This window comes from Dokdonella sp. GW821-FHT11D02 (assembly GCF_058808595.1).
The window spans coordinates 3,202,093-3,226,457 of the sequence record NZ_CM179520.1; the positions used below are offsets into that span (position 1 = coordinate 3,202,093).

Below are 24,365 nucleotides of genomic sequence, written 5' to 3' on the forward strand. Positions count from 1 at the left end.
GACCTGGACTCCGTCGCCGCGACTCGCCGATCAAGGCCGAACGCGTTTGATGGTCTTGCCGACCTTCCGCGGCGCCTGCGCCGGCGGCTTCTCGCGCAGCCGCTGCAACACCTCCGCGCAAGGACTTTCGTCCTTGCCCTTGCTCGGCGCGATCAACGGAATCAAGGCCGCCGCCGGTGTCGCGAACACGCCGAGCGCGAGCGCACCGCCGCCGCGCAGCAGCAACTTGCCGGTGTGCACGCCGACATCCGGCTGGCCCAGCGTTCCTTTCACGTAGAGCGGCGAGCGCAACGAGAAAACGCGCAAGCCCTTGGTGTGCGGCGTGATGTCCAAGTTGAGCGCTTCGGTGGCGAAGTTGACCGAACCGTCGATGTTGATCAGCGCGTTGTCGGTGTCGAACAGCGCCAGGCGGGATTGCAGCAAGCCGTCGGTCGCCACGAAGTTGGTCGCGGCGCAGTTGATCTTCACCGGCTGATCGCCGAACAGTTTCACCACCACGTAGTTGCCGACGTTGAGGCCGGCCAGCTCCATCAGTTCGCGGCTGACGACGCCGTTGCTCATCGTCAGCTTGAGTTCGCCGTTGGACGATCCGAGCAAGGCCGCAACCGAGTTTCCGGTCGCCGACAGCGCCGCCTCCGCATTGAGTTCGCCGAGCGCGTCCTGCATCGTCTTCATCTGCGGAAACAGCTGACGCAGCTCGAGCCCGCGCGCTTTCAATTGGATGTCGCCCTTCATCGGCCCCTTGCGGCCGTCGAGGCGGATGGTCGAACGCGCCTCGCCGCCGGCCAGCCCGAAATCCAGCGGCGCCAACGCCAGCGTGCCCTCGTCCAGGATCACGTGTGCCTGCAGATCGCTGATCGGCAAGCTGCCCTCGCGCACGATGCGCTTGCCGTTGAAGCCGACGTCGGCATCCATCGCGCGCCAGCGATCGGTGCGGAACGGATCGTTCGGCAGCACCTTGCCGCCGACCGGGCGCCTGGGCGCGTCGCGGCCGCCCGGCGGCGTCGCCGCCGAGGCCTTGCTCTTGTCGCCGGTGTCCAAGCCGATCAGCGGACCCAGATCGGCGAACTGCAACCGTTCCGACCACAGCTTGCCGCTCAACTTCGGCCGCGGCGCGCCTTGCGTATAGGTGAGGGTGCCGTGCAGATCGCTGCCGCCGACGCGGCCGTTGAACCCTTCGTAGGTGAATGTGTTCGCGCCCTTGCGCAACACCGCAGTCAGATGGCCGTCGGTTTCGAACGGCGGCGTATCCGGCAGCGTCACTCCGATCACCGGATACAGATGCGCCATGCTGTCGCCACCCAGACGCAAGTGCAGATCGACCGCGTCGGGGCTGCGCGGATCGGTGATCGAGCCGGTCGCGGCGATGCGCACGTCCCCAATACGCAGATCCGCTTGCAGCGGAAAAGCACGACCGGCACTGCGCAGTGCAAGCACGCCGCCGAACTTGCCGCTGCCGGCGACGCGCGCACCGTTGTAAGCGCCGCTCGCCTTGAAGCCGAACGCGAAGTCCTGCGTCTGCGCATCGGCGGTGGCTTTGTCCGCGGCGGACGACACCGTCTTGCCCATCACCTCGGTGAAGGCGATCGGCGCACCGAGCGGCTCGATCTCGACGCCGACATCGATGCGATCGGCCGGATCGCGCAGCGTGATTCGACCGGCATCGAACGCAACGTCGCCGAGATCGAGCGTCCAGGCCGACGGCGTCGCGTCGTCGTGAGCGAACGCGAAAGTCCAATTGTTGCGGCCGTCGCCTTGCTTCTCCAAATGCACCGTCGGCCGGCCGAGCTGCACGTGCGGAACGGAAATCCGATGCACGAGCAGGCCGAGCAGCGAAAGACGGAATTCGGCCTGCTCGAGATGGACGAACTGCTTTTCGCGTGCCCACGGCGGATTGTCGATGCGCAGGTCTTGCGCGGTGAACACCGGGCCGGGCAGCCAATCGCCGTGCTCCGAGTCTCGGCGCCAGCGCACCGACAAGTCTCCGTCGATCGCGAACGTGCGCCCGAGCGCAGCACTGGCCTTCTCATTGATGGTCGGCTTGAGCCGATTCCAATCGAAGGTCGCGACGAACACGATCGCAGCGACGATCGACACGATCAGGGCGCCGCCGATCCAAGCGCCGATGCGGTATCCACGTTTCATGACGCTCCCTCTTTCGCGCACGTGGCAGTGACTCGAGCTTTCACGACCGCGACGTAATCCTTCCTGACCGAGCCGCCATACGGTCAGGTCATGTTCGGCGGCGATCACGCGCGGCGCGCTTCTTTTCGGTCCTGCCGCTTTCGATCGATCGGCTGCTCGAGCGAAAAAAGCAGCTCTTGAGAGAAACCTGAGCAGAGGCGCCGTGAAGGAAATGGATGTAAAGGAGCCGATCTCCAACTTTCACTTTCTTGCTTATTTCTATATACAGACGGGCAAGGGGCCAGTGCTTCGACTGCATCCGCCGGCGTGAGCTGGTGTGTGTGCTCGTGCCGAGGCGCGCGACAGCGTTATCGATTTTTCCGACGACCAGGCCGCCCGACGAATTGCGCCCCCGCGCAATGCCGCAGGCGGTCGGTCTCGTGTCTGGGGGTTGGCGATGATCAGGGCAGCGCGTTTCATCTCGGTTTTCACGGCGGCGTCGCTCGGTGCGTTCGCCTCGATCGACTCGTCCCTCGCCGCGCAGCTGCACAATGCGAGCGCCTCCGGTGCAACCGGGTTCAACGCGTCCTCGACCAAGCCGTATCCGTCGGCGCTGACGACGACCTACGCGGTGAGCGGCGGCAGCCTGCAGATCGTCGCCAATAACGTGCCGCTGACCACGCTCGGCGGCGCCACCGCGGCGATGTTCGCGCCGCCCGTGCCGACCACCACCACCGGCATCCAACTGCAAACCGCAGGTGCCGGCTGTGCCTTCGCCAGCAATGCGGCGACCAGCACCTCGTGCACACGCGGCAGCTTGCAAGTCTCTTTCAACCGCCCGGTGACCAATCCGGTGTTGCATTTCGTCGGCCTCGGCAGCGTGCGCAGCGTCACCGGCGACACCGTCACCATCACCGCCGGGCGTACGGTGCATACGATCGCTTCGTCGGTGCCCGCGGGCGCCACGATGACGGTGCTGCCCGGAGCGTCCAATCTGCAGACCCTCGGCGGCGGCAGCTCGCTCGATCTCATCAACCCCCAATACAACGGCACCAACTGTTCGACGATCGCCGCGCCGGCCACCCAGCTTGCCGGCTGCGGCAGCGTGCGCATCAACGGCACCTACACCTCGCTCACCTTCGATGTCGGCATGGCCGGCACGCGCAACGTCTTCAACGCCACCATCGGCAACGACCTCGGCGACGACGGTTACATGCTGACGACCACGGTCGATGAAGACTTCGGCGACGCACCGGCGAGCTACGACAGCAGCGAGGCGGCCAGCCACATCGTCGGCGGCATCCGTCTCGGCGCCACCGTCGATGCCGACAACACCAATGTGTTCAACAACACTCCCGCCATCACGCCGAGCCCGAACGCGGTCGCCGCAGGCGCCGACGCCAACGGGGCCGCCGGCGACGGCGCCGACGAGGATGGGCTGGTCACGCCGCTGCCGACGCTGCATACCGGCATGATCGGACAGACCTACACGCTCATGCCCAGCTTGAGCGGCGGCACCGCGGCGGGCACGGTCTGCGGCTGGATCGACTTCAATCGCAACGGCGTGTTCGACACCGCCGAAGGCGTGTGCAACGCGGTCGCCAGCGGCGCCACCAGCACCACGCTCAACTGGACCGTGCCGATCGCCACCACCGCCGGCCGCAGCTATGTGCGGCTGCGCGCGACGCAGGGCACTCAGATCTCGACCGCCACCCCGACCGGCCGCATCGACAGCGGCGAGGTCGAGGACTACATGATCGAGATCAAGCCGGCCATACGCGTGATCAAGCAGCTGTTGCCGGCCGGCGACGGCGGTCGCTTCGATCTCGGCATCGGCGGCACCGCGTTCGCCCTCGCGGTCGGCGACACCGGCAGCACCGGTTTCCGTACGCTCTATCACAACAGTGCATCCGGCGCGCCCGATCTCACCGTCGCGCAGAACATCGCGAGCAACGCAATCACCACCAGCGTGGCCGAAGTGCCGACAACGGCCACCACCGGCGCCTACGTCGCCACCTACAGTTGCGTCAACGGCGCCGGCGCCGCGGTCGCGACCGGCACCGGCACCTCGGTCAATCTGACCTTGCCGGTGTCGGTCACCGGCGCTGCCGCCAACGGGCGCGCACAGTCGTTGACCTGCACCTTCAGCAATCGCGTCGCCTCGTTCAGCGTGCTCAAGTCCACCCCGGTCGCGTCGATTTCCGCGCCCGGCGCGATTCCCTACAGCATCCTCGTCACCAACACCGGCGCCGCCGCGCTCACCGGCGTCACACCCGTGGACACCTTGCCGCACGGCGGCATCGGTGCGGTCACGCTGGTCTCGGGCGATGCCAACAGCAACGGCGTGCTCGATCCCGGCGAGGCCTGGCTCTATTCGGCCAGTTACGCCGCGACTCAAGCCGACATCGACGCCGGCACCAATCTCGTCAACACGGTGTCGGTGACCACCGCGCAGACCAACGCGCCGCAGGGTTCGTCGGCGACCACCGGCGTGGTGCGCACGCCGGCGATGACGGTGCAGAAGTCGACCACCACCACCTCGATCAATGCGCCAGGCACGATCGCGTACACGATCGTCGTGCGCAATAGCGGCAACGTGACCCTGACCGGCGTCACGCCGGTGGACACCCTGCCCCACGGCGCCAACGGCGCGGTCACGCTCGTATCGGGCGATGCAAACGGGAACGGCGCGCTCGACGTCGGCGAGACCTGGACCTACTCGGCCAGCTACGCCGCGACTCAGGCCGACATCGACGCCGGCACCGATCTCGTCAACAACGTCGCGGTGACGACGGCGCAGATTCCAGCGCCCGTGAGCGGCTCGGCGACCACCACCGTCACTCGCGCGCCGGCGATGAGCGTGGTCAAGAGCACGACCGCCACCGCCATTTCCGCACCGGGCCCGATCCCCTACACGATCGCGGTCAGCAATACCGGCAACGTCACCCTGACCGGCGTCACGCCGGTGGATACGCTGCCCAACGGCAGCAACGGCGCGGTCACCTTCACGGGCGGCGACGGCAACGGCAACAACCGGCTCGACGTCGGCGAAACCTGGACCTATTCCGCCAGCTACACCGCAACGCCGGCGGACATCAGCGCCGGCACCGATCTGGTCAATCGCGTAGCCGTGACGACCGCGCAGATCACAACGCCCGTGAACAGTTCGGCCACGACCAAGATCACGCGCGCGGACGTCGCGGTGGTGAAGACCGGTCCGGCGACTGTTGCAGCGGCCGCCACCCTCAGCTACACCGTCGTCGCCAGCAATGCGGGTCCCGACGCCGCCGACGGCGCCGTGTTCTCCGATCCGCTGCCGAGCGGACTGACCAATGTGAGCGCGAGCTGCGCAACCTCGGCAGGCGGCGCCGTGTGCGGCCCGGTCGACGTCGTCGGCAACAACGTGACCAGCACGATCGCGACACTGCCGAGCGGGGCCAGCGTCACCTTCTCGATCAGCGCGACAGCGCCGTCGAACGGCGGCACGTTGACGAATACCGCCTCGATCGCGCCGCCGGCGAGTGCGGCCGATCCCAATCCGGCCAACAACACCTCGCACGTCGACACCAGCGTCACGCCGGTCGCCGATCTGTCGATCGTGAAGAGCGGTCCGCCCACGATCGCCTCGGGCGGCGCCCTCACCTACACCCTCGCGATCGGCAATGCCGGCCCCAGCGCGGCCGACGGCGCGAGCTATACCGACACGCTTCCGGCCGGCCTCAGCGCCGTGTCCGCCAGCTGCGGCAGCGCCGGCGGCGGCGCGGTGTGCGCGACACCCAGCGTCGCCGGCGGCACGGTCTCGGGCACGCTGCCGAGCTTGCCCGCGAACGGCAGCGTCATCATCACGATCCAGGCCACCGCACCGATCGGCGCGCAGACTATTTCGAACACGGCCACGATCGCCGCGCCAGCTGGCGTCACCGATCCCGCGCCGGCCAACAACAGCTCGTCGGTGCAGACGGCGGTGGGCGCGGCGGCCGATATCGCGGTGACGAAAACCGTCGACAATCCGGCGCCGTTCGTCGGCAACCTGGTCACCTTCACCATCATCGCTCGCAACGACGGACCGAACGACGCCAGCGGCGTCGCGCTCACCGACAATCTGCCGTTCGGTCTGATATTCGTGTCGGCGACGCCGTCGCAAGGCACTTACGTCGCGTCGACCGGCGTGTGGACGGTCGGCGCTTTGACCGACGGCGCCAGCGCCAACCTGACCATCACCGCGACGGTCGACGATCCGGGCAGCCTGGTCAACACGGTCACGGTCAGCGCGTCCGATCAAACCGATCCCGATACCAGCAACAACAGCGCGGCCGCAGCGATCAACGCCGGCGCCAGCGCCGACCTCGGCGTCGCCAAGAGCGTGGACGACACCACGCCCGACGTCGGCACCAACGTCACCTACACCGTCAGCGTGAGCAACAACGGCCCCAACGACGCCAGCGCATTCGAGGTCACCGATGCGGTGCCGGCCGGCACCACCTTCGTCAGCTCCGCTCCTTCGCAAGGCAGCTACGACAGCGGCAGCGGCGTGTGGACGATCGGCGCGCTCGGCGACGGCACCACGGCGACGCTGGCGATCACGCTCAGAATCGATCAAACGGGTTCGATCATGAACACCGCGACGATCACCCACACCGATCAGTTCGATCCGAATCCGGCCAACGACACCGCCGGCGTCGCGATCAACGGTCAATCGGCCGACATCGGCTTGACCAAGACGGTCGACGTGACCGCGCCGAACGTCGGCGATGAAGTGACCTTCACCATCACCGCGCACAACAGCGGCCCCTCGGACGCGACCGGCGTCGTCGTCACCGACGCGCTGCCGGCCGGCTTGAGCTTCGTCTCCGCATCGCCCTCGCAGGGAAGCTTCGACGCCGCGTCCGGCCAATGGACGATCGGCGCGCTGACCGCGACGGGACCGACGTCGAGCGCGACCTTGACCCTCGTCGCGAACGTGGCGCAAGCCGGTGCGCTGACCAACAGCGCAGCCCTGACCGCGTCCACTCCACCCGACCCGAATCCGGCCAACGACGTCGCCAGCGTCTCGCTCAACGGCACTCCGCTGGCCGACCTCGCCGTCAGCAAGACCGGCGCGGCGACGGTCACGCCCGGCGACGATGTCACCTACACCATCGTCGTGCGCAACAACGGCCCGAGCGCCGCGACGAATGTCGTGATCAACGACGCCACCCCCGCCGGCCTCCAGTTCGTCGACAACAGCGGCGATTGCACGACGGCGTATCCGTGCAGCGCGACCTCGCTGGCGAGCGGCGCCAGCCTGACCATCCTCTCGCGCTACACGGTGCCCGCCGACTACGCCGGCGCCAACCCGATCCGCAACAGCGCCAGCGCGAGCAGCGACACGCCCGATCCCGACAGCGCGAACAACCAGGCCGCGGCGCAAACCAACGTCGGCCCGGGACTTGCGGATCTGTCGATCGACAAGCAGGGACCGGCGACACTGCCCTCGGGCGGCGCGATCACCTACACCCTGCTCATCGTCAACCACGGACCGAGCCCGGCAAACGGCGCCAGCTACACCGACAACCTGCCCATCGGCATCAGCGCCGCGACGGCGACCTGTGCAGGCGAAAGCGGCGGCGCCGCCTGCACCACGCAACCGAGCGTGAGCGGCAATGTCGTAACCGGCAGCATCGGCGTGCTGCCTTCGGGCGGCAGCGCGATCGTCACCGTGATCGGCACGGCGCCGAGCGGACCGGCAACGCTGCAGAACACGGCCAGCGTCGCTGCGCCGGCCGGCGTCGTCGATCCCGATTCGAGCAACGACAGCTCCAGCGTGTCGACCAGCGTGAGCGCCACCGCCAGCGCCGACCTCAGCGTACTCAAGCAAGGTCCCGCGCAACTTTTGCCCGGCGGCACGGCGAGCTTCACCCTCAGCGTCGACAACCACGGTCCGGACAGCGCGCTCAGCGTGCGGCTCGACGATCCGACGCCGGCCGGACTGACCTTCGTCTCCGCCACGGCACCGTGCCAATCCGGCTTCCCCTGCGCGCTCGGCGATCTCGCCGCGGGTGCCGGCGCGAGCGTGACCGCGATCTTCGCCGTCGCCGCGGACGCCAGCGGCAGCATCGTCAACACCGCCACCGTGTCCTCGCCGACACCCGACGGCAACCCGGCCAACAATACGAGCGCGTTGAGCGTGCCGGTGGCGACCGTCGTGGCGAGTGCCGACCTCGGCACGAGCAAGACCGGGCCCGCCACGGCCACTCCCGGCCAGGCGATCGACTACACGATCCGCGTCACCAATCACGGTCCGTCGGCGGTCTCGGATGCGGTGCTGGCTGACCCGACTCCGCCGGGACTGCGTTTCGTCGCGGCCACAGCGCCCTGCGCGGGCGGTTTTCCGTGCACGCTCGGCGCCTTGGCGAACGGCGCCAGCGTGACCGTGCAGGTGAGCTACCTCGTGCAAGCGGACTACGTCGGCACGATCGCCAACGTCGCCACCGCGACCTCGGCGACGGTCGCCGATCCGACCCCTAGCAACAACACGAGTACGGTGCCGACCGTGGTCGGCGGCGGCCCCAGCGGCAGCGCCGTTCCGGTACCGCTCGACGCACGCTGGATGCTGGTGTTGATCGCGCTCTTGTCGCTGCTGAGCGGCAGCGTGTTGGCGCGGCGGCGGTAGAGACCCGTCGCTCGCCGACTTCGGCGATCCGAGCGGAAGGCCGCTCGATCGCCGGAGCCCGACGCGTCCCGGCTGCTGCTTGCGGCCGAAGACATAGCCATCGTTGCCCGCAGACGGCGCGGGATCACACGATCTTCCAGGTGCCCCCGATGCGCGTTTGCAGAGGGGGGAAATGCGCCACAGAACGTTTCATAGTCCCGTGGCGAAACGATCGTCGAATCGAGTGCGGCCGATTATCCTTGTCCCGACATCCCGCTGCCGTCGAACTCGGCCGCAGGGCTCTGGCTGCTCTGTGACCGTTGCCGCCCTGACACTCTCAACGAGGTGACTATGAAAAAGCTTGGTCTTTGTCTGCTGCCTGTCGCATTCGCTCTGGCGGGTCCCAATCTCAGGGCGGAGCCGGCATCCGAGCCGGAGTTCGAATCGGTGACGCGCAGGGATTATTACGACATGTTGCTGCGTTCCGAGCAGGCTCTGCGCGACGAGAAAAGCGCCGATGCATTCCAACTGAACCAAAGGCTGGCCTGCGCCGGCAATCAACCCAATCAGGCGGCTCTCGGCGGACTCTATTTGGCGGGACGCGGAGTCGCCCGCGACGATCTGACCGGTTATGCCTGGCTGAAACTTGCGGCGGCTTCCGGATTAGCGAAGTATCAGAACATGGCCGAGGCGTTGGAAAAGAGCATGACGCCCGAACAGCGCGCCTTGGCCGATACCAAAGTCGCGACGCTGAAGTCGTTGTACGCGCCCATTCCCACGCATATGACGTGTTCGCAAGACGAAGTGCGCGGCTCGCACCGCAAAGAGCTGAAATGCGAGCCGGAACCGACGCCCGAAGGCCGCAGCTTCGTCTGGCTCAAGCGCTGCGCGCCGACGCCGTAGGGCGGCACGATCAATCTCCGTAGTGCAGGCACTGCGAACGCGATAATCGGGTCCTGTCCGCTCGATCTTCCAATGGGAATACCGTCTCCGATAGAGCATCCGACGTCGGGCCGGAATAAGCAGCGCCTTTCCATTCGATGATTTCGGGGAGACGCAAACCAAGTTATTCCGACGCGAGCGCCGGCACATATTCGGGAACGGCGTCTTGTTAGCATCGGGACGGCCTGCCCATGTGCGGCCGCCCGCGTTTCGCTCGGATCACTCCGCCTCGGGGATCGAGAAGTGCCGTGCGACAGAAATGGCGGGATCACGCGTTCTTCAAGGAGAGAGACATGAAGCGTATTTCCAAAGCGGCCATCGCCGCCCAACTCGCCGTCCTGTTGAGTTTGGCCGTACCCGGCGCGGCATCCGCCGCGGCCTATGCGTATGCCGACTGCTCGCTGCAGAGCAACGCCTGTTTCGGCGAAGGCGGCAGCGACAGCGGCCCGGTCACCCTGGTGTGGTCGTTCGACTACATCGGCCTCGATGCGATTTTCCCGGCCGACTGCACCAACCAGAATTCGTGCCGATTCTGGTGCCCGCGCCATCCGGGACCGCTGACCGCGCGCTTGTACGTCTACGACGCCAGCTGGAACGTGCTCGCGGTCAGCGAGCCGGCGCAGGGCGTGTGCACGGAGCAGGACGTCATCCTTCCTTGAGCGGCCGGTTCGCTGTGAACCGCTGATCGGAAGATCGAAAGGCGGTCAACAAGAAATAAGACCGCCGCGACGCTTGCGCGCCGCGGCGGTTGTCGAAAAGAAACGCTTTCGAGCAGAGGCCGGTTTGGAGATCGAATCTCAAAACCGGCGCTTCCACACATCGCCGCGCTAACTCACGGCGACACTCCGCAATCGAGATCGAAGCCGTTGCGGAAGATCGGATCGGCCGGATCGAGATTCTCCAGCGAGAACAGCGCGATCTGCGCGGTCGGCACTCCGGCTTCCTGGGCGGAGATCTGATATCGACCGGGGATGCTGTTCGCGACTGCGTCCACATAAGCGACGCCGTCGAGATCGGTCACCGCCGTCGCAGTCGCTCCACCCGCTCCGCCACCGGACGACAGTTCCGCCGACGCTCCGCTAGCCGGCGCCGTGAAATCGACGGCGATGCCGGCGCGCGGCTGCCCCTGCGGATCGGCGAGACGCACGATCAGCGCACACGCGAAGGCCTCGCCGGTGATGGTCGACTGGGATGTATTGCCGATCGGCGTCGACGAATTGCCCGGGGTGTTGCTGAGCTGATACGAAACCGTCGTCGCGATGCCGGGAACGCTCGCCGCCACGGTGTAGCTGCCGACGGTCGAATTCGCGGTCGCCTGCACCGTCGCCTCGCCGTTGGCACCGGTCGCCACGCTGAGGGTCGAACCGCTCTGCGCGCCGGTCGACAGCACCGCAGTCGCACCGCTCGTCGGCGCCACGAACTGGGCGACGACGCCAGCGACGGGGTTCTGGAACTCGTCGCGCACGCGCACCTTCAGCGCTTGCGGGAACGGCTTGTTGACCTGCGTGCTCTGCTGCGTGCCGCCGCCGATCGTGCCGTCGCCGCCGATCGGTACGACGTCGTGCGGCGTGCCGGCGGTGTTGGTCAGATCGAAGTCGAACGCACCCGTCACGCCGGTGATGGTCGCCGACACCAGATAGTGACCGGCGACGGTGTTCGCGCTCGCCTGAACTTGCGCCTCGCCATTGGCACCCGTCGTTGCGCCGGTCGCCGACAACACGGCGCTTGCACCCGCCGCTGGCGGCGCGAATGCGACCGCGACGCCGGACACCGGATTGCCGTGGCTGTCGTTGACGCGCACGACCAGCGGCGTCGGGAACGGCGTGTTCACGGTGGTCGACTGCGTACCGCTGCCACCGCCGCCGAGCACGATCGTCGCCGGCGGACCGGCCGTATTGGTGAGGCCGAAGGTCGCCGCGGCGGCGCCGCCCGAGCTTGCGCTCACCGTGTAATTGCCGGCGGTTGCGTTGGCCGTCGCGTTGACGCTGGCAACACCGTCGGCGCCGGTCAACGCGGCGTTGGAGGACAAGCTGGCCGAGGCGCCGTTGCCGGCGGCCGTCGCCGCGAAACCGACGCTGACGTTCGGCACCGGATTGCCGAAGGCATCGCGCGCCGTCACCGCCAGCGGCTGCGGGAACGGCGTATCGACCGCGGTGCTCTGCGTGCCGCCGCCGCTGGTCACGATGGTCGTGACCGAGCCGGCCGTGTTGGTCAGCTGGAACGTCGCCGCCGTGCCGACGCCGGCGACGCTGGCGCTGACCGCGTAGCTGCCGGCCTGCGTATTGGCGGTCGCGGTCACCGCGGCGGTGCCGTCCGTGCCGGTGGTGGCGGAAGCGGAACTCAGCACGGCGCTGGCGCCGCCTGCGCTTCCCGCGCTGAACGCGACGGCGACGCCGGGTACCGGATTGTTGAACGCATCCTTCACCGTCACTTGCAGGGGCTGCGCGAACGGCGTCGTCACCGCGGTGCTCTGCGTGTTGCCGCCGGAAGCGGAAACCGACGACTGCGTACCCGCCGTATTGGTCAGCGAGAACGTCGCGGTATCGGCCACGCCGGTGATGCTCGCATTGACGCTGTAGCTGCCGGCGACGAGATTGGCGCGCGCATTGACGGTGGCACGGCCGTCCGCACCGGTTGCCGCTTGTGGTGAGGAGAGCGTCGCGCTCGCGCCGTTGCCGGCGGGCGCCGCCGCGAACGCGACTTGCACCGCGCTGACGCCGTTACCGAACGCGTCCTTGACGCTGACGACGAGCGGTTTCTGGAACGGCGTGTCGACCATCGTGCTCTGCGCGTCGCCGCCGCTGCCGTCGGTTGGAATCGACACGTCGGTCGGCGTGCCGGCGGTATTGGTCAGATGGAAGATCTGCGGTGCGGCCAAGCCGGCGACCTGCACGCTGACCGTGTAAGCGCCGGCGACCGTATTGGCGGTCGTGGTGACGCTCACGCTGCCGTTCGTATCGGTCATCACCGCGAGCGCCTGACCGCTGCTACCGTTCGCGCTGAAGATCGCGCTGGCACCGGCCGCCGGTGCGGTGAAGGTGACTTGCGTGCCGGATACGCCGTTGCCGGCGCCATCGAGCACGCGCAGGCCGAGCGGTACCGGGAAGACCGTGTTCACTGTCGCCGATTGACCGTCACCGGCGATGTTGCCGACCGATGCCGGCACGCCGAGCGCGACGGCGTCGAGCGCGATGTTGTCGAAAGCGATCGTCGGCAGCAGATCGGCGGTCAACAGACCCTGCGGCTGCGCGAACAAGCGCAGCTCGATCGGATTCGCCGTGATCGTGGTCGGCGACACGTAGGTCATGCTCAGCTGATACGCGGTGCCGTGCAGCAGCTCCAAGGTGACCGCGCCGGGCGCGATGGTGTCGCTCGATGCGAGCACGGTGCCGCCGGCGACGATCTCCACACCGGTGTGCGTATTGTTGAGCAGGCCGAGCTGCAGCACGCGGCCGACGTCGATGTCGGCGGTGAGGATGTAGCGCGTGTTCGGCTGCACATTGGCCGCCAAGGTCTGGCCGAAGTAGCCGCCGTTGGTGACCAAGCCGAGCACACTGACGCCGGCCAGCCCGCCGATCGCCGCGTTCTGTGTGGTCGCGGAAATCGACAAGGTCGGTGGCGCGAGCAGTCCGAGCGCGCCGGCGTAGGTGCCGGTCCAAGGGCCGCTGCCGATCGGCACGTTGGTGCCGCTGCCGCCGAGAAGTCCGCCGCCGATTCCCCCCACGTTGGCGGGCGCCGAGAAATCGCCGTTGGGTACCGTCACGGGTACCGCGGCGACATGCGCCGCAAAACCCAGCAGCGCCGTCGCGCACAACGCGCGCCAGGGCCGAGTGCGAACGAGACGATGAAAATGCGCGCTACGGCGCGTATCGGATGTGTAGAAAATGCCAGACTTCATTTGGGTACTCCTTCAACCACACGCCGAGCGACTGGACTTTCGCAGGCGGCGGCGAAGCTGCGGGCCGCCGCTAGTCAGTCGCGCCCGACCATCAACCTATCGATGGCGGGCTGCGTACACAGCCTGGTAGAAGTGACAGGTCGGATCGGCTGGCGTCTTCACGCCGCTGCCACTCTCGTGAGCGCAGCATCGCTGGCTCGCGCCTTCGCGGGGCTCGTGAAACTGAAGTGAAGAAAGGGGCGTCGCTCCGGCGGCCGCGCCGGTGCGTGTGCGCGCCATCGAACGCAGGGCGAATACCTCGCTCTACGCGGAGCGAACTTCAGTCCGCTTCGGATGGTTCGGGCATATGCCATCGCGTCGCGAAGGATCGGCTCAGCGGCGCGCCGCGTACCACTGCGCAACACGCTCGGGCAGGTGCGGGCTGACGTCGATGCCGACCGCGCCGAACGCATCCAGCGCATCGATCAGCGCACGCGCGTAGACGGCGGCATTCGCCGCGGACTCGGCCGTCGCGTTGTGCGTCTCGAACTCGAACGCGTCCAGCATCGCCGTCGTCCACGCGTACAGAGCATCCCGGCGCGCCGACAGCGAAGTCCGCAGCCACTCGTCGGGACGCTGCCACTGCCAAGCCTCGACCGCTGCTACCTCTTCGGCCAGCCCGACCGCTTCCGTCAGCACGCCGCGAAACCACTCCGAATCGCCGCCTGCGGACACTCGCACCGACAGCGGCGCCATCGACTGGTAGCTGGAAAAGGTGTCGAGCAAGCGGCGTTCGAGCCGGCGCGCTTCGCTCACTCGGTCGGTGACGACGAGGATGCCTTGCTCGAGATGGAAGAATTCGAAGAAGCGCGGATGCAAGCTGCGCCAGCGCTCCAATGGATCGCGCGAGAAACCGATCTTGAACAGCGTGTCGTCGCGGCAGGCGACGACGTAGACGAAGGCGCGGCCGCGCGAAAGCGTGCGCGGGAAGGCGGCTGGATCGTAGTTGTCGACGTGTTCTAGCACTCCGTCGAAAGCGTGAACCCAGCCGGACAGCCCGTCAAACCAGTCTTTCGGCTACCGAACACATGGAAGACCGCTTCAGGCATCAGCGCTTCGCACAACATTGCTCATAGATGCGGCGCCCCTGCGCTTGTGCCTCGGCGATCTGGCGCCCGTCCAGCGACGATGCACTCTCGGACATGATCCATTCGAGATTCGGACGCTGCGGAGTATTGGCGAGCGTTGCGGCATAGGTGTAGGACTGCAACGGGTCAGCCACGAAAAGGCCGTGTCAGCGAATTCGCTGCACACCATGACGAGGCATCGAGTCACCGCTTCGCTTGCAGCCGTATGCACGGCTTTGCTACATACGGCCGCATGAAGAGTTCGCCGCAGAGCGTGCTGAGCCGCATCGGACGCACCGCGCTGGTTCCGTTGAACCGAATCGCCGCCGGCTTGCCGGTGCCGGTGTTGGCGAAGTGCGAGCATCTCAATCCCGGCGGTTCGATCAAGGACCGCATCGCCTTGGCCATCGTCGACGACGCCGAAGCGCGCGGCGTGTTGCGCGCCGGCATGACTATGGTCGAAGCGACCGCAGGCAACACCGGCGTCGGGCTCGCGCTGGTCGCGGCGGCGCGCGGTTACGGCCTCGTCTGCGTGATGCCCGAGAAGATGTCGGTCGACAAGCGCGTCGCACTGGCGATGCTCGGTGCGAAGGTCGTCATCACGCCGAATGCGCCGCCGAGCAGTCCGGACAACTTCCGCAATGTCGCTCGGCGCCTGTCCGAAGAGAACGGTTGGTTCCTGCCCGATCAGTTCTGCAATCCGGCGAATGTCCGCATCCACGAAGTAACGACCGGCGTCGAGATTCTCGAACAGACCACAGGACGCATCGGCGCCTTCGTCGCCGGCGCCGGCACCGGCGGCACGATCAGCGGCGTCGGACGCTGCCTGAAAGCCGCGATTCCGGGGGTGCGTATCGTGTTGGCCGATCCGCTCGGATCGGCGCTGGCGGATTGGGCGGAAACCGGAATTGCGGGAGCGGACGGTTCGTATCAAGTCGAAGGCATCGGCGCGAGCGAGCCGCCGCAGAACCTGCATCGCGCGGTGATCGACGCCGCCGAACGCGTCAGCGACGAGGAAAGTTTCGCGATGGTGAAGCGGCTGGTGCGCGAAGAAGGTTTGCTGGTCGGCGGGTCGTCGGGCACCAACGTCGTCGCCGCGCTGCGGCTGGCGGCGCGCGGCGATCTCGATGGGCCGGTCGTCACCGTGCTTCCCGATTCCTGGGATCGCTATCGCGCCAAGCCGTGGATGCAGGGCTGGGAAGCCTGGGCGCAGCCCGCACAAGCAACTCCGGCGAGTGAATAGCGCCCTGGCTGACGCGCACGACCTTGGCCGGATCGTAGATTCTAGGATCCGATGAAACGACGCAGACGGCCGCCGCGCCGGATCGCGCTGCGACTCAGCTCCGCGCGCCGGTTTCAGCGTCGCGCTGCGGGCGCACGCGAAAAGCCAGACTGATCCGCGTCTCGGCCACCGCCGCCTTCGGGATGCCGTGCAGATAGTGCAACTGCGAGTCGTAGTTCATCACGAGCAAGCTGCCCGGCTGCAGTTCGACTTTGCGCGTCGTGCGCGGCGGGCGGATCGGCGCGATCGTCATGCAGCGCGGCGCGCCGAGCGACAGCAGCGCGATCGGATGACCGGGCACCAATTCGGCCAGGCGATCGTGGTGCATCGCGACGCTGTCGCTGCCGTCGCGATACAGATTGAGTCCGACACTGGTGAACGGCGCCGGCACGATGCGCAGGACCGCCTGCAAGGCCTCGTGCAGTGCTGCCGGAGCGAGCGGATCGGACAGTTCGTAATGCGCGCGCAGGCGCGGTACCGCGACATCGCGCTCGTACATGCGCCGCTGATCCGAGCGCCAAGGCACTTCTGCGAGCAGCGTCGCGAACCAGGCATCGGCCGTGGCCGCATCGCAAGCCCGCGGCCAGTACTCGATCCGCGCGGACGGGTGATCGACGATGGCGGCGGCGGCATCGAACAAGGACAATTGCGACATCCCAGTCATATGGGGACGGGGTCAATCGCGGCAACCGCTTGCGGATCGATCCGTATCGCCGAACTCTCTCCTTCCGACGCGAAACGACAACTCGCGACAGCGCAGAACAACGGCTCGTCGCAACGCGGCCACTGATCGTCGCAGTGCGGATCCTTTCGGCGGCGGTGTCCGCTCTAATCGCGCTCGTACGCCGCCGGCATTGGCCGCCGCGCGCAATGTCGCGCACACGCGGCGAAGGTTTCGATCTGGACGATGGAGGAAACGATGCTGACGGCTTCTTTGATTTTCGCCGCCGCGAGCGCGGCAACGGCGAGCGCGCCGTCGAACGTCGATGCGGCGACGCTCGCCGCGATCGAGGCGACGTGCCTGGACTACATCGACGGCCAGCTCGAAGCCGATCCGGAGCGAGTCGCGCGCGCCCTGCATCCCGATCTGGCCAAACGCCGGGTGATCGGCGACACGCCCTACGAACGGCTCGGCTTGCGCCGCATGAGCAAGGAAGAGCTGGTCGCGTTGACCCGCAAAGGCGAGCTGAAAACACCGAAAGAGCAGTGGAACCGCAGCTGCCGCGTGCTCGACGTCAGCGGCGATGCGGCCTCGGTACGGCTGGAGACGCCGTGGTTCGTCGACTATTTCCACATGGGCCGCTACGCCGAGCGCTGGATCATCGTCAACGCGCTCTGGTACAGCAAACCGAAGTGAGGCCGCGCGCCCCGCTCAGCGTTTCTTGCCGGCTTCCGCGCGCTGCATGATGCGCTCGAACAGCGAGCGTCGCCGCAGCGCGTCGTCGAGGCGATCGAGCGCTGCGATCACGCCATCTGCTTCGGCGGTCAGCTCCAACGCCGCCTCTTCGAACGAGCGCCACAACGGCTGCAAGCGCCGGATCAGGCGACGGCCGGCTGTCGTCAGCACGAGCTGACGCCGGCGCGCGTCGTCCTCGTCGGCCTCGCAAGCGATCAGGCCGGCTTTTTCGAGCGAATGGCGCGACTGGCTGACCGAGGCGTGCGTGATGCGCAGCGTGGTCGCCAGCTCGCCCACCGTCATCGCGCCGTTCAGCGCGAGCTGGTTGAGCAGACCGAACCAGCGTTGCTCGAACTCGATGCCGAGCGCGGCGTAGACGCGCGTGGTGTCGCCGTCGACTTCTTCCGACAGGCGCCGCAGCCGCGCGCCGATGCCGGCCCCGCCCAGATTGCGCAGATAGTCCATTGCGGCCTCCGATCTATCGTCGCTTGACATTATGTAGGCGCCTACAGATATCATCAAGCCGTCGATTCATCCCGCATCGAGGCCACGCCCGTGACGCGTCATCGTTCCGCCGACCCCTTCCTGCCACGCCGGCGCCAACTGCTCGGCGCCGGTGTCGCCGCGTTCGCTCTGCTCGCCGCCGGCAAGAGCGGCCGCGTGCGCGCGGCACCGCAGGCGTTCGATGCGTTCGTGCGCGAACAAATGCGCGCGGCGGACATGCCGGGCCTGGCGCTCGGCGTCGCCCATGGTGGCGCGGTGCAGCTCGCGCGCGGTTACGGCTACGCCAACATCGAGCGGCGCCAGACGGTGACCGCCGACACCGTATTCCACGTCGCCTCGCTGACCAAGACGGTGACCGCCACCGCGATCCTGCAGCTGGCCGAGGAAGGCAAGCTCGCGCTCGACCAGCCGGTCGCCGCGCATCTCGATTTCGCGCTGAGCAATCCGAACCATCCGGACGCGCCGATCACCTTCCGTCAGCTCTTGATGCATACCTCGAGCCTGTCCGACGCGAAGTACTACGAGATCGACTTCCGTCAGCCGGGGCGCGACGCGACTCTGCCTCTGCGCGATTTCCTGCAGGACTATCTGGTGGCGGGTGGGCGCAATTACTCGAAGGAGAAATGCTTTTCGACGACAGCGCCGGGCTCCGCCTGGGAGTACAGCAACGTCGGCTACGGCCTGCTCGGCTATCTCGCCACGCGCATCGGCGGCGAAGACCTGCGCGAACGCAGCCGGCGGCGCTTGTTCGCGCCGCTCGGCATGCGCCATACCTACTGGACGCTGGCCGAAACGTCCGCGGCGTCGTGCGCAACGCCGTACGATCGCGTCGACGGCAAGCTGGTGCCGGTGCAACCGCTCGGCTCGCCCGATTGGGGATCGAGCATGGTGCGTTCCTCGATCGCCGATTTCACGCGCTTCGTGGCAGCGTCGGCCAACGGCGGCGCCAGCGGCGATGCACGCATTCTGCGAGCCGAAACCGTCGCGCGCATGCTCGACATGCAAAAGCCGAACGGCCTGCCCGACTGGCTCAGCGGCCAGGGCCTCGGCTGGATGGCTTCGCCGCTGGACGGCGCCACGCGCCCGAACCACTGGGGCGGCGACCCGGGCGTGTTCACGGCCGCTTATCTCGATCCGGCCAACCGCAGCGGCGTCGTGCTGCTCGGCAATGCGACAGCGTCGCCGGAGAGCAAGGCGGCGGTCAAGGCCATCGCGAGCCGCGCCCTCGCCGACGCCGCGCGCGTGTCGTAGTCGCGGCGCTCAGCTCCGCGCCGCCCTGCTTCCGTCCAAGTATTCGAGGCGGTTCATCGAGGCCGCCGCGCGATTCAGCGCCACGTGCGAATCGAGCTCGGGTCGCTGCTCACGCAGGCGCAGCGCTTCGTCGGCGATCGCTTCGTTGATCGACAAGCGCTCGAACGAACGCAGGAACGCACGCGTGACCTCGCGCCGTTCGCGCGGCGCCTGCGCCATCACTTCGAGCCAGGTCAGCACCGAAATCGAGCGATGCGCATGCGCCTCGAGCACGCGCGCGGCCTGGCGACTGCCGCGCAGGTAGTCGAGTAGCAGATCGGTCGCGACCAGCACGCTCATGCCGGTTTGCGCGCGCGCGCCGCGCGTCGCGGCGCCGCTTCCACGTCGCGCCAGAGGCCGAAGCCGCGCGTGACCACGTCGCGATTCTGCTCGAGGAACGCGCCCAGACCGCGCCGTACCGCTTCGGCGCGCGAGATGTTCAAGCTCTTGCACAAGCGATCCACCTCGCGCAGCTGGCTCGGCGGAATGTCGATGATCGTGCGTGGCATGCCGGAGCGCCTGCGTCAGCGAGCGAGGAAATCGGGTTGCTGGAACTTCGCTTCGAGGAAGCGGCCGTTGGCCAGCAGCGCCTGCGCGTCGCTGGCGGCGACGTTGCCGACGATCTCGCGCAGCTTGCCGTCGAGCAAACCGAGTTGCGCGGTCAGGAGCTGGCGCGCGGTGCGTCCGTTCTGCAGCGGCTGGGTCAGGCGGAACGCCGGCGGCAGCGAGACGTAGTTGCCCAGGGTTTCAGGCAGGTAGTGCAGCACTGTCTCGCGCACGGTGTACCAGTCGTCGTCGTGCGTGCTCGCGCCGACCAGGCGCGGCAACACTTCGACCACCGAAGTACGCACGCTGTCGAGATGCGCGTTCATTTCCTCGGTCAGATGCGGGCGCGCCTTGGCCACGATCTGGTCGAGCCGTTCGATCGTTTCCTGCGTGGTCATGCTGTCCTCGATGCGCCGATCGAGTTCGGGCGCGCGCCGCGCCAACAGATAGCCCACCCCGTACAAGCCGGCCGTGATCCACAGCCAGCCGCTGCCGATCACGCCGGCGAACAGCAGCGCAGGCCCGGCCAACGCGAACAGGCAGCCGGCGATGTTCGCGTTCGAGTACAGCCACAACAACAAGCGCAAACGGAACGGCCGCGCTGTCACTGGTAGCCCCGGATGTCCTTGAACACGCCGGCGAGCGCAGCCTTGCGCGCATCGAACGCGCGGCCGCCGGTCAGATCGGCCAGCTCGCCGAGCGCGCCGGCATCGGCTTCGCCGAACAGGATCGGGAAAATGCGCACGGGCGCTTTCGCGTAGCGCTGGCGGAAGGTCGAGGCCTTCATGCCTTCGTTGTTCTCGCCGTCGGTGAGCAGCACGATGCTGATCTGGCGTTGCGCATCGGCCGCGCGTTCGGCCGCGGCGACCTCTTCGGCACGCGCCAGCGCGGAGTAGATCGCGGTGCCGCCGTTGGCGGCCAGCGCATCGGCATAATCGCGCACCGCGCGGCTGCTGGCTTCGAGCGAGGCGCGGTCGAAGGCCAGCGTCTGCGGCTCGGACACGTCGGAAGAGAACGAGATCAGCACCACGCGCTCGCGATTCTGGAAACGCGTGTAGCGCGCGCTGGCGCTGTTGTCGGCGCCGCTCAGCACTTTCAGCGCCGCGCGCATCGCCTCCAGGCGCTGGCCTTCCATCGAGCCGCTGACGTCGAGCACGAAGATCGACGTCGCCGGCCGCCGCCATTCGCCCTGGTAGGCGAGCAGCACCTGGTCGATCACGTCGAGACGATTCGGAAACGCGAGTTCGGCCACCGCTTGCGTCGGCAAGGCGCTCGCCAGCGGCGCATCCGGATTGGACGGACGCAGGAACGCCGCCTGCAGCACGTCGCGCTGGAACTCGACCGCACGCACCGCGTCGACCACGCGCTGCCACGCCGCGCGCTGCGAGGCTTGCAGCAGGAGCAGCGGATAATCCGCCGTGATCACGCCGTCGGTCGGATAGATCAAACGCAAGCGTTCTGCCGGTGCCAAGCGTTCGTTCAGACGCAGCAGCACCGCTTCGTAGTTGACCAGTCCGTCGAGCGCGGAGGCGTCCTTGGCGTAGGCCTCGGCGAGCCAGCCCGAGCTGCCAGCGGTGAGCGCCTGTCCCGAGAGAAAATCCTTCAGCACGCTCGCGTCGACGTCGGCGACGGCCAAGTCCTCGGTCTTGTGCGCGGCCGCCGCGGCGACCGCGAACAGCGCGCTCATGCCGGTGTTGGAACTGGTCGGATTGGTCATCGCGTAGCGGAAGCGCCCGGCTTTCGCCTCGCGCGCGATGTCGGCCCAGGTCGGCGCCTTCGCGTCCCAGCCGAACGCCTGCGCCTTGGTCTCCTTCACGCCGAGTGCGACGCGCGAATAGAACAGCTTCTCGCGCGCGACCGGCTTGTCCTGCAGCGCGAGCATCGGATAAGCGCCGTTCGGCGGCAGGATCGCATCGAAGCGCTCGCCCGCGTTGATGCGCTCGACGATGTCGAGCGTGCCGGCGTAGGAAATCGCGATCGCGACGCCGGCCTTGCGCGCGGCGGCTACCAGTTGCGGCTCGATCTCGCGCAGTTCGGAACCGGCGAGGATGCGCAAGTCGGCTTGCGCCGCGGCATCGGCTGCCTTCGATGCCGCCGGTGCGGCATCGCGGCCGCCATCGCCGCAGGCGACGAGGACGAAGGCGGTCGCGAGCGCCGCCGCCCAGCATCGCCAGCGGCGCGCCAGTGTCACAGCGCGACCTCGCCGTTCGCCGCCAGCGCGGCGGCCGATTCCTGCCGGCGCACGCGGTCGAGATAGGTCTTGGAGCGAGCCACTTCGTCACTGAGCGTATCGACCGTGCGCTGCATCGCATCGAGCGCTTTGACCTTGTAGTCGGCGATCGCGTCCATGCTGCGGTAGACGTTCTGGAACGCCTGTTGCAGCTTGGCCACTTCGATCGTGCTCGAGGCCGCTTGTTCGTGCACCGCCACGCTCTGCTCGCGCAGCATCTCGCTGGTCGAGGCGATCAGGTTGCCGGTAGTCGTGTTGAGCGCGCCGATCTGATCGAGCACCAGCTTCTGGTTGCCGAGCGCCTGCGCCACGATCACCGCGGTACGCAGCGCGGCGACTGTAGTGGTCGTAGCGCGGTCGACGCCCTTGACCAGTTCCAGATTGTTCTTGCGCACCAGATCGAGCGCGAGATAACCCTGCACGTTCACGCTCATCTGGGTCAGCAGGTCGGTCACCTTCTGGCGCGCGTAGAACAGAAGCTCTTCGCGCACCACGCGTGCCTTCTCGACGTCGCTGGCGTCGAGCGCGCGCGCTCGCGCGTCGAGTTCGCCGTCGAGCTTCTTGCCGATGTAGATGTATTTCTCCAGCCGCTCCATCAGCGTCCACAGGTTGACCTTCTCCTGCTCGATCGCGGCGTTGTCGCGCAGCAGCTCGTCCTTGCCGTGCTTGAGCGATTCGATGATCGCGTTCAGATGGCTCTGCGAACTCTGGTAGCGGTCGAAGTAGTCGACCAGCTTGTTGCCGAACGGAATCAGCCCGAGCAGCTTGCGCGGCGCGAACAGATCGCCTTGGCGCGAAGGGTCGAGCGATTCGATCGTGCGGCGCAGATCGATCAAGCCGTTGCCGATCTCGCGGCCGCTGCCGAACATGCCGCTGGACAGCGTGCTGACCGATCGTTCCAGCATGCGGTTGGACACGCTGGCCGAGGCTTCGACCTCCTTGTTGCCCATCGCGTGCAGGCGTTCGACCGTGGCGCGGAACTTCGGATCGTTGCTGTCGAGCGCGCTGATCTCCTCGACGAAGTCGCGCACTTGCGCATCCAGCGCCTGCACGTCTTCGGGCTTCAGGCGCACGCGGCCGCCGGCCGACTCCACCGGCACCGGCGCAACCGCGCTCGGCGGTTCCAGTTCGAAGGCTTGCGGCGGCGCCAATTCGTCCGGCGTAGCGGTATTCGCGGTCATGCGGGTTCTCCTATTTGAAGCGGCCTTCGATGTCGACGATCATGCGTTCGAGCCACTCGTAGCTCGGCGGGTCGATCACGTCGACCAGCACGTCCGGCACCTTCACCCCGCGCTGCGCCCAGACTTCGGGCCCCTTGATCTCGCCCGCGGTGCGATAGCCGTAGTCGTGCGCGAGGCTCTGCAGGCGCGCATCGCCCTCGAGCGCGGCACCCAAGCGCGCGCCGGCCGGCGTGTACGGCACCAGCACGTGCTTGGAGTACACGGTCGGCCGCGGATACAGGATCACCATGTCGCTCTTGATGCGATCGGGATGCTTGAGCCAGAACTCGACCAGCTGCGACTCGTACGCCACCAGCAGCGGCGCCTTGCCCATGCCGAGCGCGAGGTAGTCCTCGAACGGTCCGGCCGAGGAGGTTTCCTGAAAACCCTGGCGCAAGAACAGCGGCGCCACCAGCGGCAGCACGCGGCCGAGATCGTCCTGGCTCTGCACGATCTGCTGCTCGTTGGCGACGTAGCTGGCCAGCGCGAGATACATCGCCGCGCTGTTGGAGGTGCGCACGTCGGTCGAGTTGATCAGCACCGATTTGCTGGTCTGGAACGCCTCGCTGCTCTTCAGCTCGCGCCAGCGCGTGCCGCGCTCGACCAGCGCCATCAGCTTGGGCATGTCGACGACGTAGTAGAAATCGCCCTCGCGGCTGGCGATGTCGTTGGCGACCAGGATGTCGGCGATCGGACGCCAGCTGGCGAACACGATCGGCGTGTAGAACGGCGTGTACACCGTGGCCGCCTTCGCCTGCTGGCGCAGCGCGGCGGCGGCGGGCGCGCCGGAGGGAAAACCGAAGTCGTATTGCTTGGGGTCGTAGCGCAGCGCGATCGCGCGCGAGCCGGCTTTTTCGGGGGTTACCGTGATGCCCTGCGCGGCCAGAACTTCTTGCACCTTCGGATCGGCGAAGAAGCTCTCCTTCTCCGAACCGATCAGACCGTGCGCGGTGACCTGGCGCGCGCGCTCGGCCTCGTCCGCGCGCTGCGACGCCTGGCCCAGGCGCAGCTGCGAGTTGGAATACCAGATGCCGGCACCGATTCCGGCGAGCAGCAAGGTCGCCAGGGCCGGAGCGAGCAATCGACGCGTATCCATGCCAATACCGGTGGGTCGCGGAATACGTCGGCATGTCATCAGCATCTGATGACGATGACGTGACACTTCGGCCATGCGCAGCCGCCGCCGCGGCGCCACA

18 protein-coding genes are annotated in these 24,365 nt (G+C 67.4%); 6 read left to right on the top strand and 12 right to left on the bottom strand.

The genetic code is table 11. The features are described from left to right. Positions 1–30: 30 nt before the first annotated feature. Positions 31–2,382 (bottom strand): AsmA family protein, encoded by a 2,352-nt coding sequence (locus tag AC3QL3_RS13485; protein ID WP_492894414.1) that lies wholly within the window; start codon positions 2,380–2,382, stop codon positions 31–33. A gap of 199 nt (positions 2,383–2,581) precedes the next feature. Between AC3QL3_RS13485 and AC3QL3_RS13490 the strand changes: the two genes are divergently transcribed. From AC3QL3_RS13490 to AC3QL3_RS13500, 3 genes are all read left to right on the top strand, one after another. Then, entirely contained in the window at positions 2,582–8,776 is a 6,195-nt protein-coding gene (locus tag AC3QL3_RS13490; protein WP_492894416.1) for a DUF7507 domain-containing protein, read from the top strand. Between the two features lie 330 nt (positions 8,777–9,106). Beyond that, entirely contained in the window at positions 9,107–9,658 is a 552-nt protein-coding gene (locus tag AC3QL3_RS13495) for a hypothetical protein (protein WP_492894418.1), read from the top strand. Positions 9,659–9,990: 332 nt separating this feature from the next. Further along, positions 9,991–10,356, top strand: a complete 366-nt coding sequence (locus tag AC3QL3_RS13500) for a hypothetical protein (RefSeq protein ID WP_492894420.1) — start codon at positions 9,991–9,993, stop codon at positions 10,354–10,356. A gap of 173 nt (positions 10,357–10,529) precedes the next feature. Here the strand turns inward: AC3QL3_RS13500 and AC3QL3_RS13505 are convergent, their stop codons facing one another. The 3 genes from AC3QL3_RS13505 to AC3QL3_RS13515 form a co-directional block, all read right to left on the bottom strand. Continuing rightward, entirely contained in the window at positions 10,530–13,595 is a 3,066-nt protein-coding gene (locus AC3QL3_RS13505) for a beta strand repeat-containing protein (protein ID WP_492894422.1), read from the bottom strand. Positions 13,596–13,967: 372 nt separating this feature from the next. Next, complete coding sequence (locus AC3QL3_RS13510; RefSeq protein WP_492894424.1) at positions 13,968–14,600, bottom strand: GIY-YIG nuclease family protein; 633 nt, start codon at positions 14,598–14,600, stop codon at positions 13,968–13,970. Positions 14,601–14,682: 82 nt separating this feature from the next. Next, positions 14,683–14,856, bottom strand: coding sequence for a hypothetical protein (locus tag AC3QL3_RS13515; RefSeq protein WP_492894426.1), 174 nt, complete (start codon positions 14,854–14,856; stop codon positions 14,683–14,685). Between the two features lie 98 nt (positions 14,857–14,954). Between AC3QL3_RS13515 and AC3QL3_RS13520 the strand changes: the two genes are divergently transcribed. Further along, entirely contained in the window at positions 14,955–15,944 is a 990-nt protein-coding gene (locus AC3QL3_RS13520) for a PLP-dependent cysteine synthase family protein (RefSeq protein WP_492894427.1), read from the top strand. A 94-nt stretch (positions 15,945–16,038) separates the two neighbouring features. Here AC3QL3_RS13520 and AC3QL3_RS13525 read toward each other — a convergent pair whose 3' ends face one another. After that, positions 16,039–16,629, bottom strand: a complete 591-nt coding sequence (locus AC3QL3_RS13525) for an alpha-ketoglutarate-dependent dioxygenase AlkB family protein (protein ID WP_492894429.1) — start codon at positions 16,627–16,629, stop codon at positions 16,039–16,041. Between the two features lie 273 nt (positions 16,630–16,902). On the opposite strand from AC3QL3_RS13525, the gene AC3QL3_RS13530 reads away from it, so the two are divergent. Continuing rightward, positions 16,903–17,340, top strand: coding sequence for a nuclear transport factor 2 family protein (locus AC3QL3_RS13530; RefSeq protein ID WP_492894431.1), 438 nt, complete (start codon positions 16,903–16,905; stop codon positions 17,338–17,340). 15 nt (positions 17,341–17,355) lie between these two features. Here the strand turns inward: AC3QL3_RS13530 and AC3QL3_RS13535 are convergent, their stop codons facing one another. Then, a complete protein-coding gene (locus tag AC3QL3_RS13535) occupies positions 17,356–17,844 on the bottom strand; it encodes a MarR family winged helix-turn-helix transcriptional regulator (protein WP_492894433.1) in 489 nt (162 codons plus the stop codon). A 90-nt stretch (positions 17,845–17,934) separates the two neighbouring features. On the opposite strand from AC3QL3_RS13535, the gene AC3QL3_RS13540 reads away from it, so the two are divergent. Continuing rightward, on the top strand, positions 17,935–19,134 hold the full coding sequence (locus tag AC3QL3_RS13540; RefSeq protein WP_492894435.1) for a serine hydrolase domain-containing protein: 1,200 nt from the start codon (positions 17,935–17,937) through the stop codon (positions 19,132–19,134). Between the two features lie 9 nt (positions 19,135–19,143). On the opposite strand, the gene AC3QL3_RS13545 is transcribed toward AC3QL3_RS13540, so the two are convergent. From AC3QL3_RS13545 to AC3QL3_RS13570, 6 genes are read right to left on the bottom strand one after another with little or no spacing between them, the layout of a single operon-like run. Then, on the bottom strand, positions 19,144–19,473 hold the full coding sequence (locus AC3QL3_RS13545; RefSeq protein WP_492894437.1) for a PIN domain-containing protein: 330 nt from the start codon (positions 19,471–19,473) through the stop codon (positions 19,144–19,146). Further along, on the bottom strand, positions 19,470–19,682 hold the full coding sequence (locus AC3QL3_RS13550; RefSeq protein WP_492894439.1) for a hypothetical protein: 213 nt from the start codon (positions 19,680–19,682) through the stop codon (positions 19,470–19,472). Before AC3QL3_RS13550 ends, AC3QL3_RS13545 begins: the two co-directional genes overlap by 4 nt. Before the next feature lie 15 nt (positions 19,683–19,697). Then, complete coding sequence (locus tag AC3QL3_RS13555; protein WP_492894441.1) at positions 19,698–20,327, bottom strand: hypothetical protein; 630 nt, start codon at positions 20,325–20,327, stop codon at positions 19,698–19,700. Continuing rightward, positions 20,324–21,910 (bottom strand): vWA domain-containing protein, encoded by a 1,587-nt coding sequence (locus AC3QL3_RS13560; RefSeq protein ID WP_492894443.1) that lies wholly within the window; start codon positions 21,908–21,910, stop codon positions 20,324–20,326. The genes AC3QL3_RS13555 and AC3QL3_RS13560 overlap by 4 nt, the downstream gene beginning before the upstream one ends. After that, positions 21,907–23,130 (bottom strand): toxic anion resistance protein, encoded by a 1,224-nt coding sequence (locus AC3QL3_RS13565; protein WP_492894445.1) that lies wholly within the window; start codon positions 23,128–23,130, stop codon positions 21,907–21,909. The genes AC3QL3_RS13560 and AC3QL3_RS13565 overlap by 4 nt, the downstream gene beginning before the upstream one ends. A gap of 10 nt (positions 23,131–23,140) precedes the next feature. Continuing rightward, on the bottom strand, positions 23,141–24,265 hold the full coding sequence (locus AC3QL3_RS13570; protein WP_492894447.1) for a hypothetical protein: 1,125 nt from the start codon (positions 24,263–24,265) through the stop codon (positions 23,141–23,143). Between the last annotated feature and the right edge of the window lie 100 nt (positions 24,266–24,365).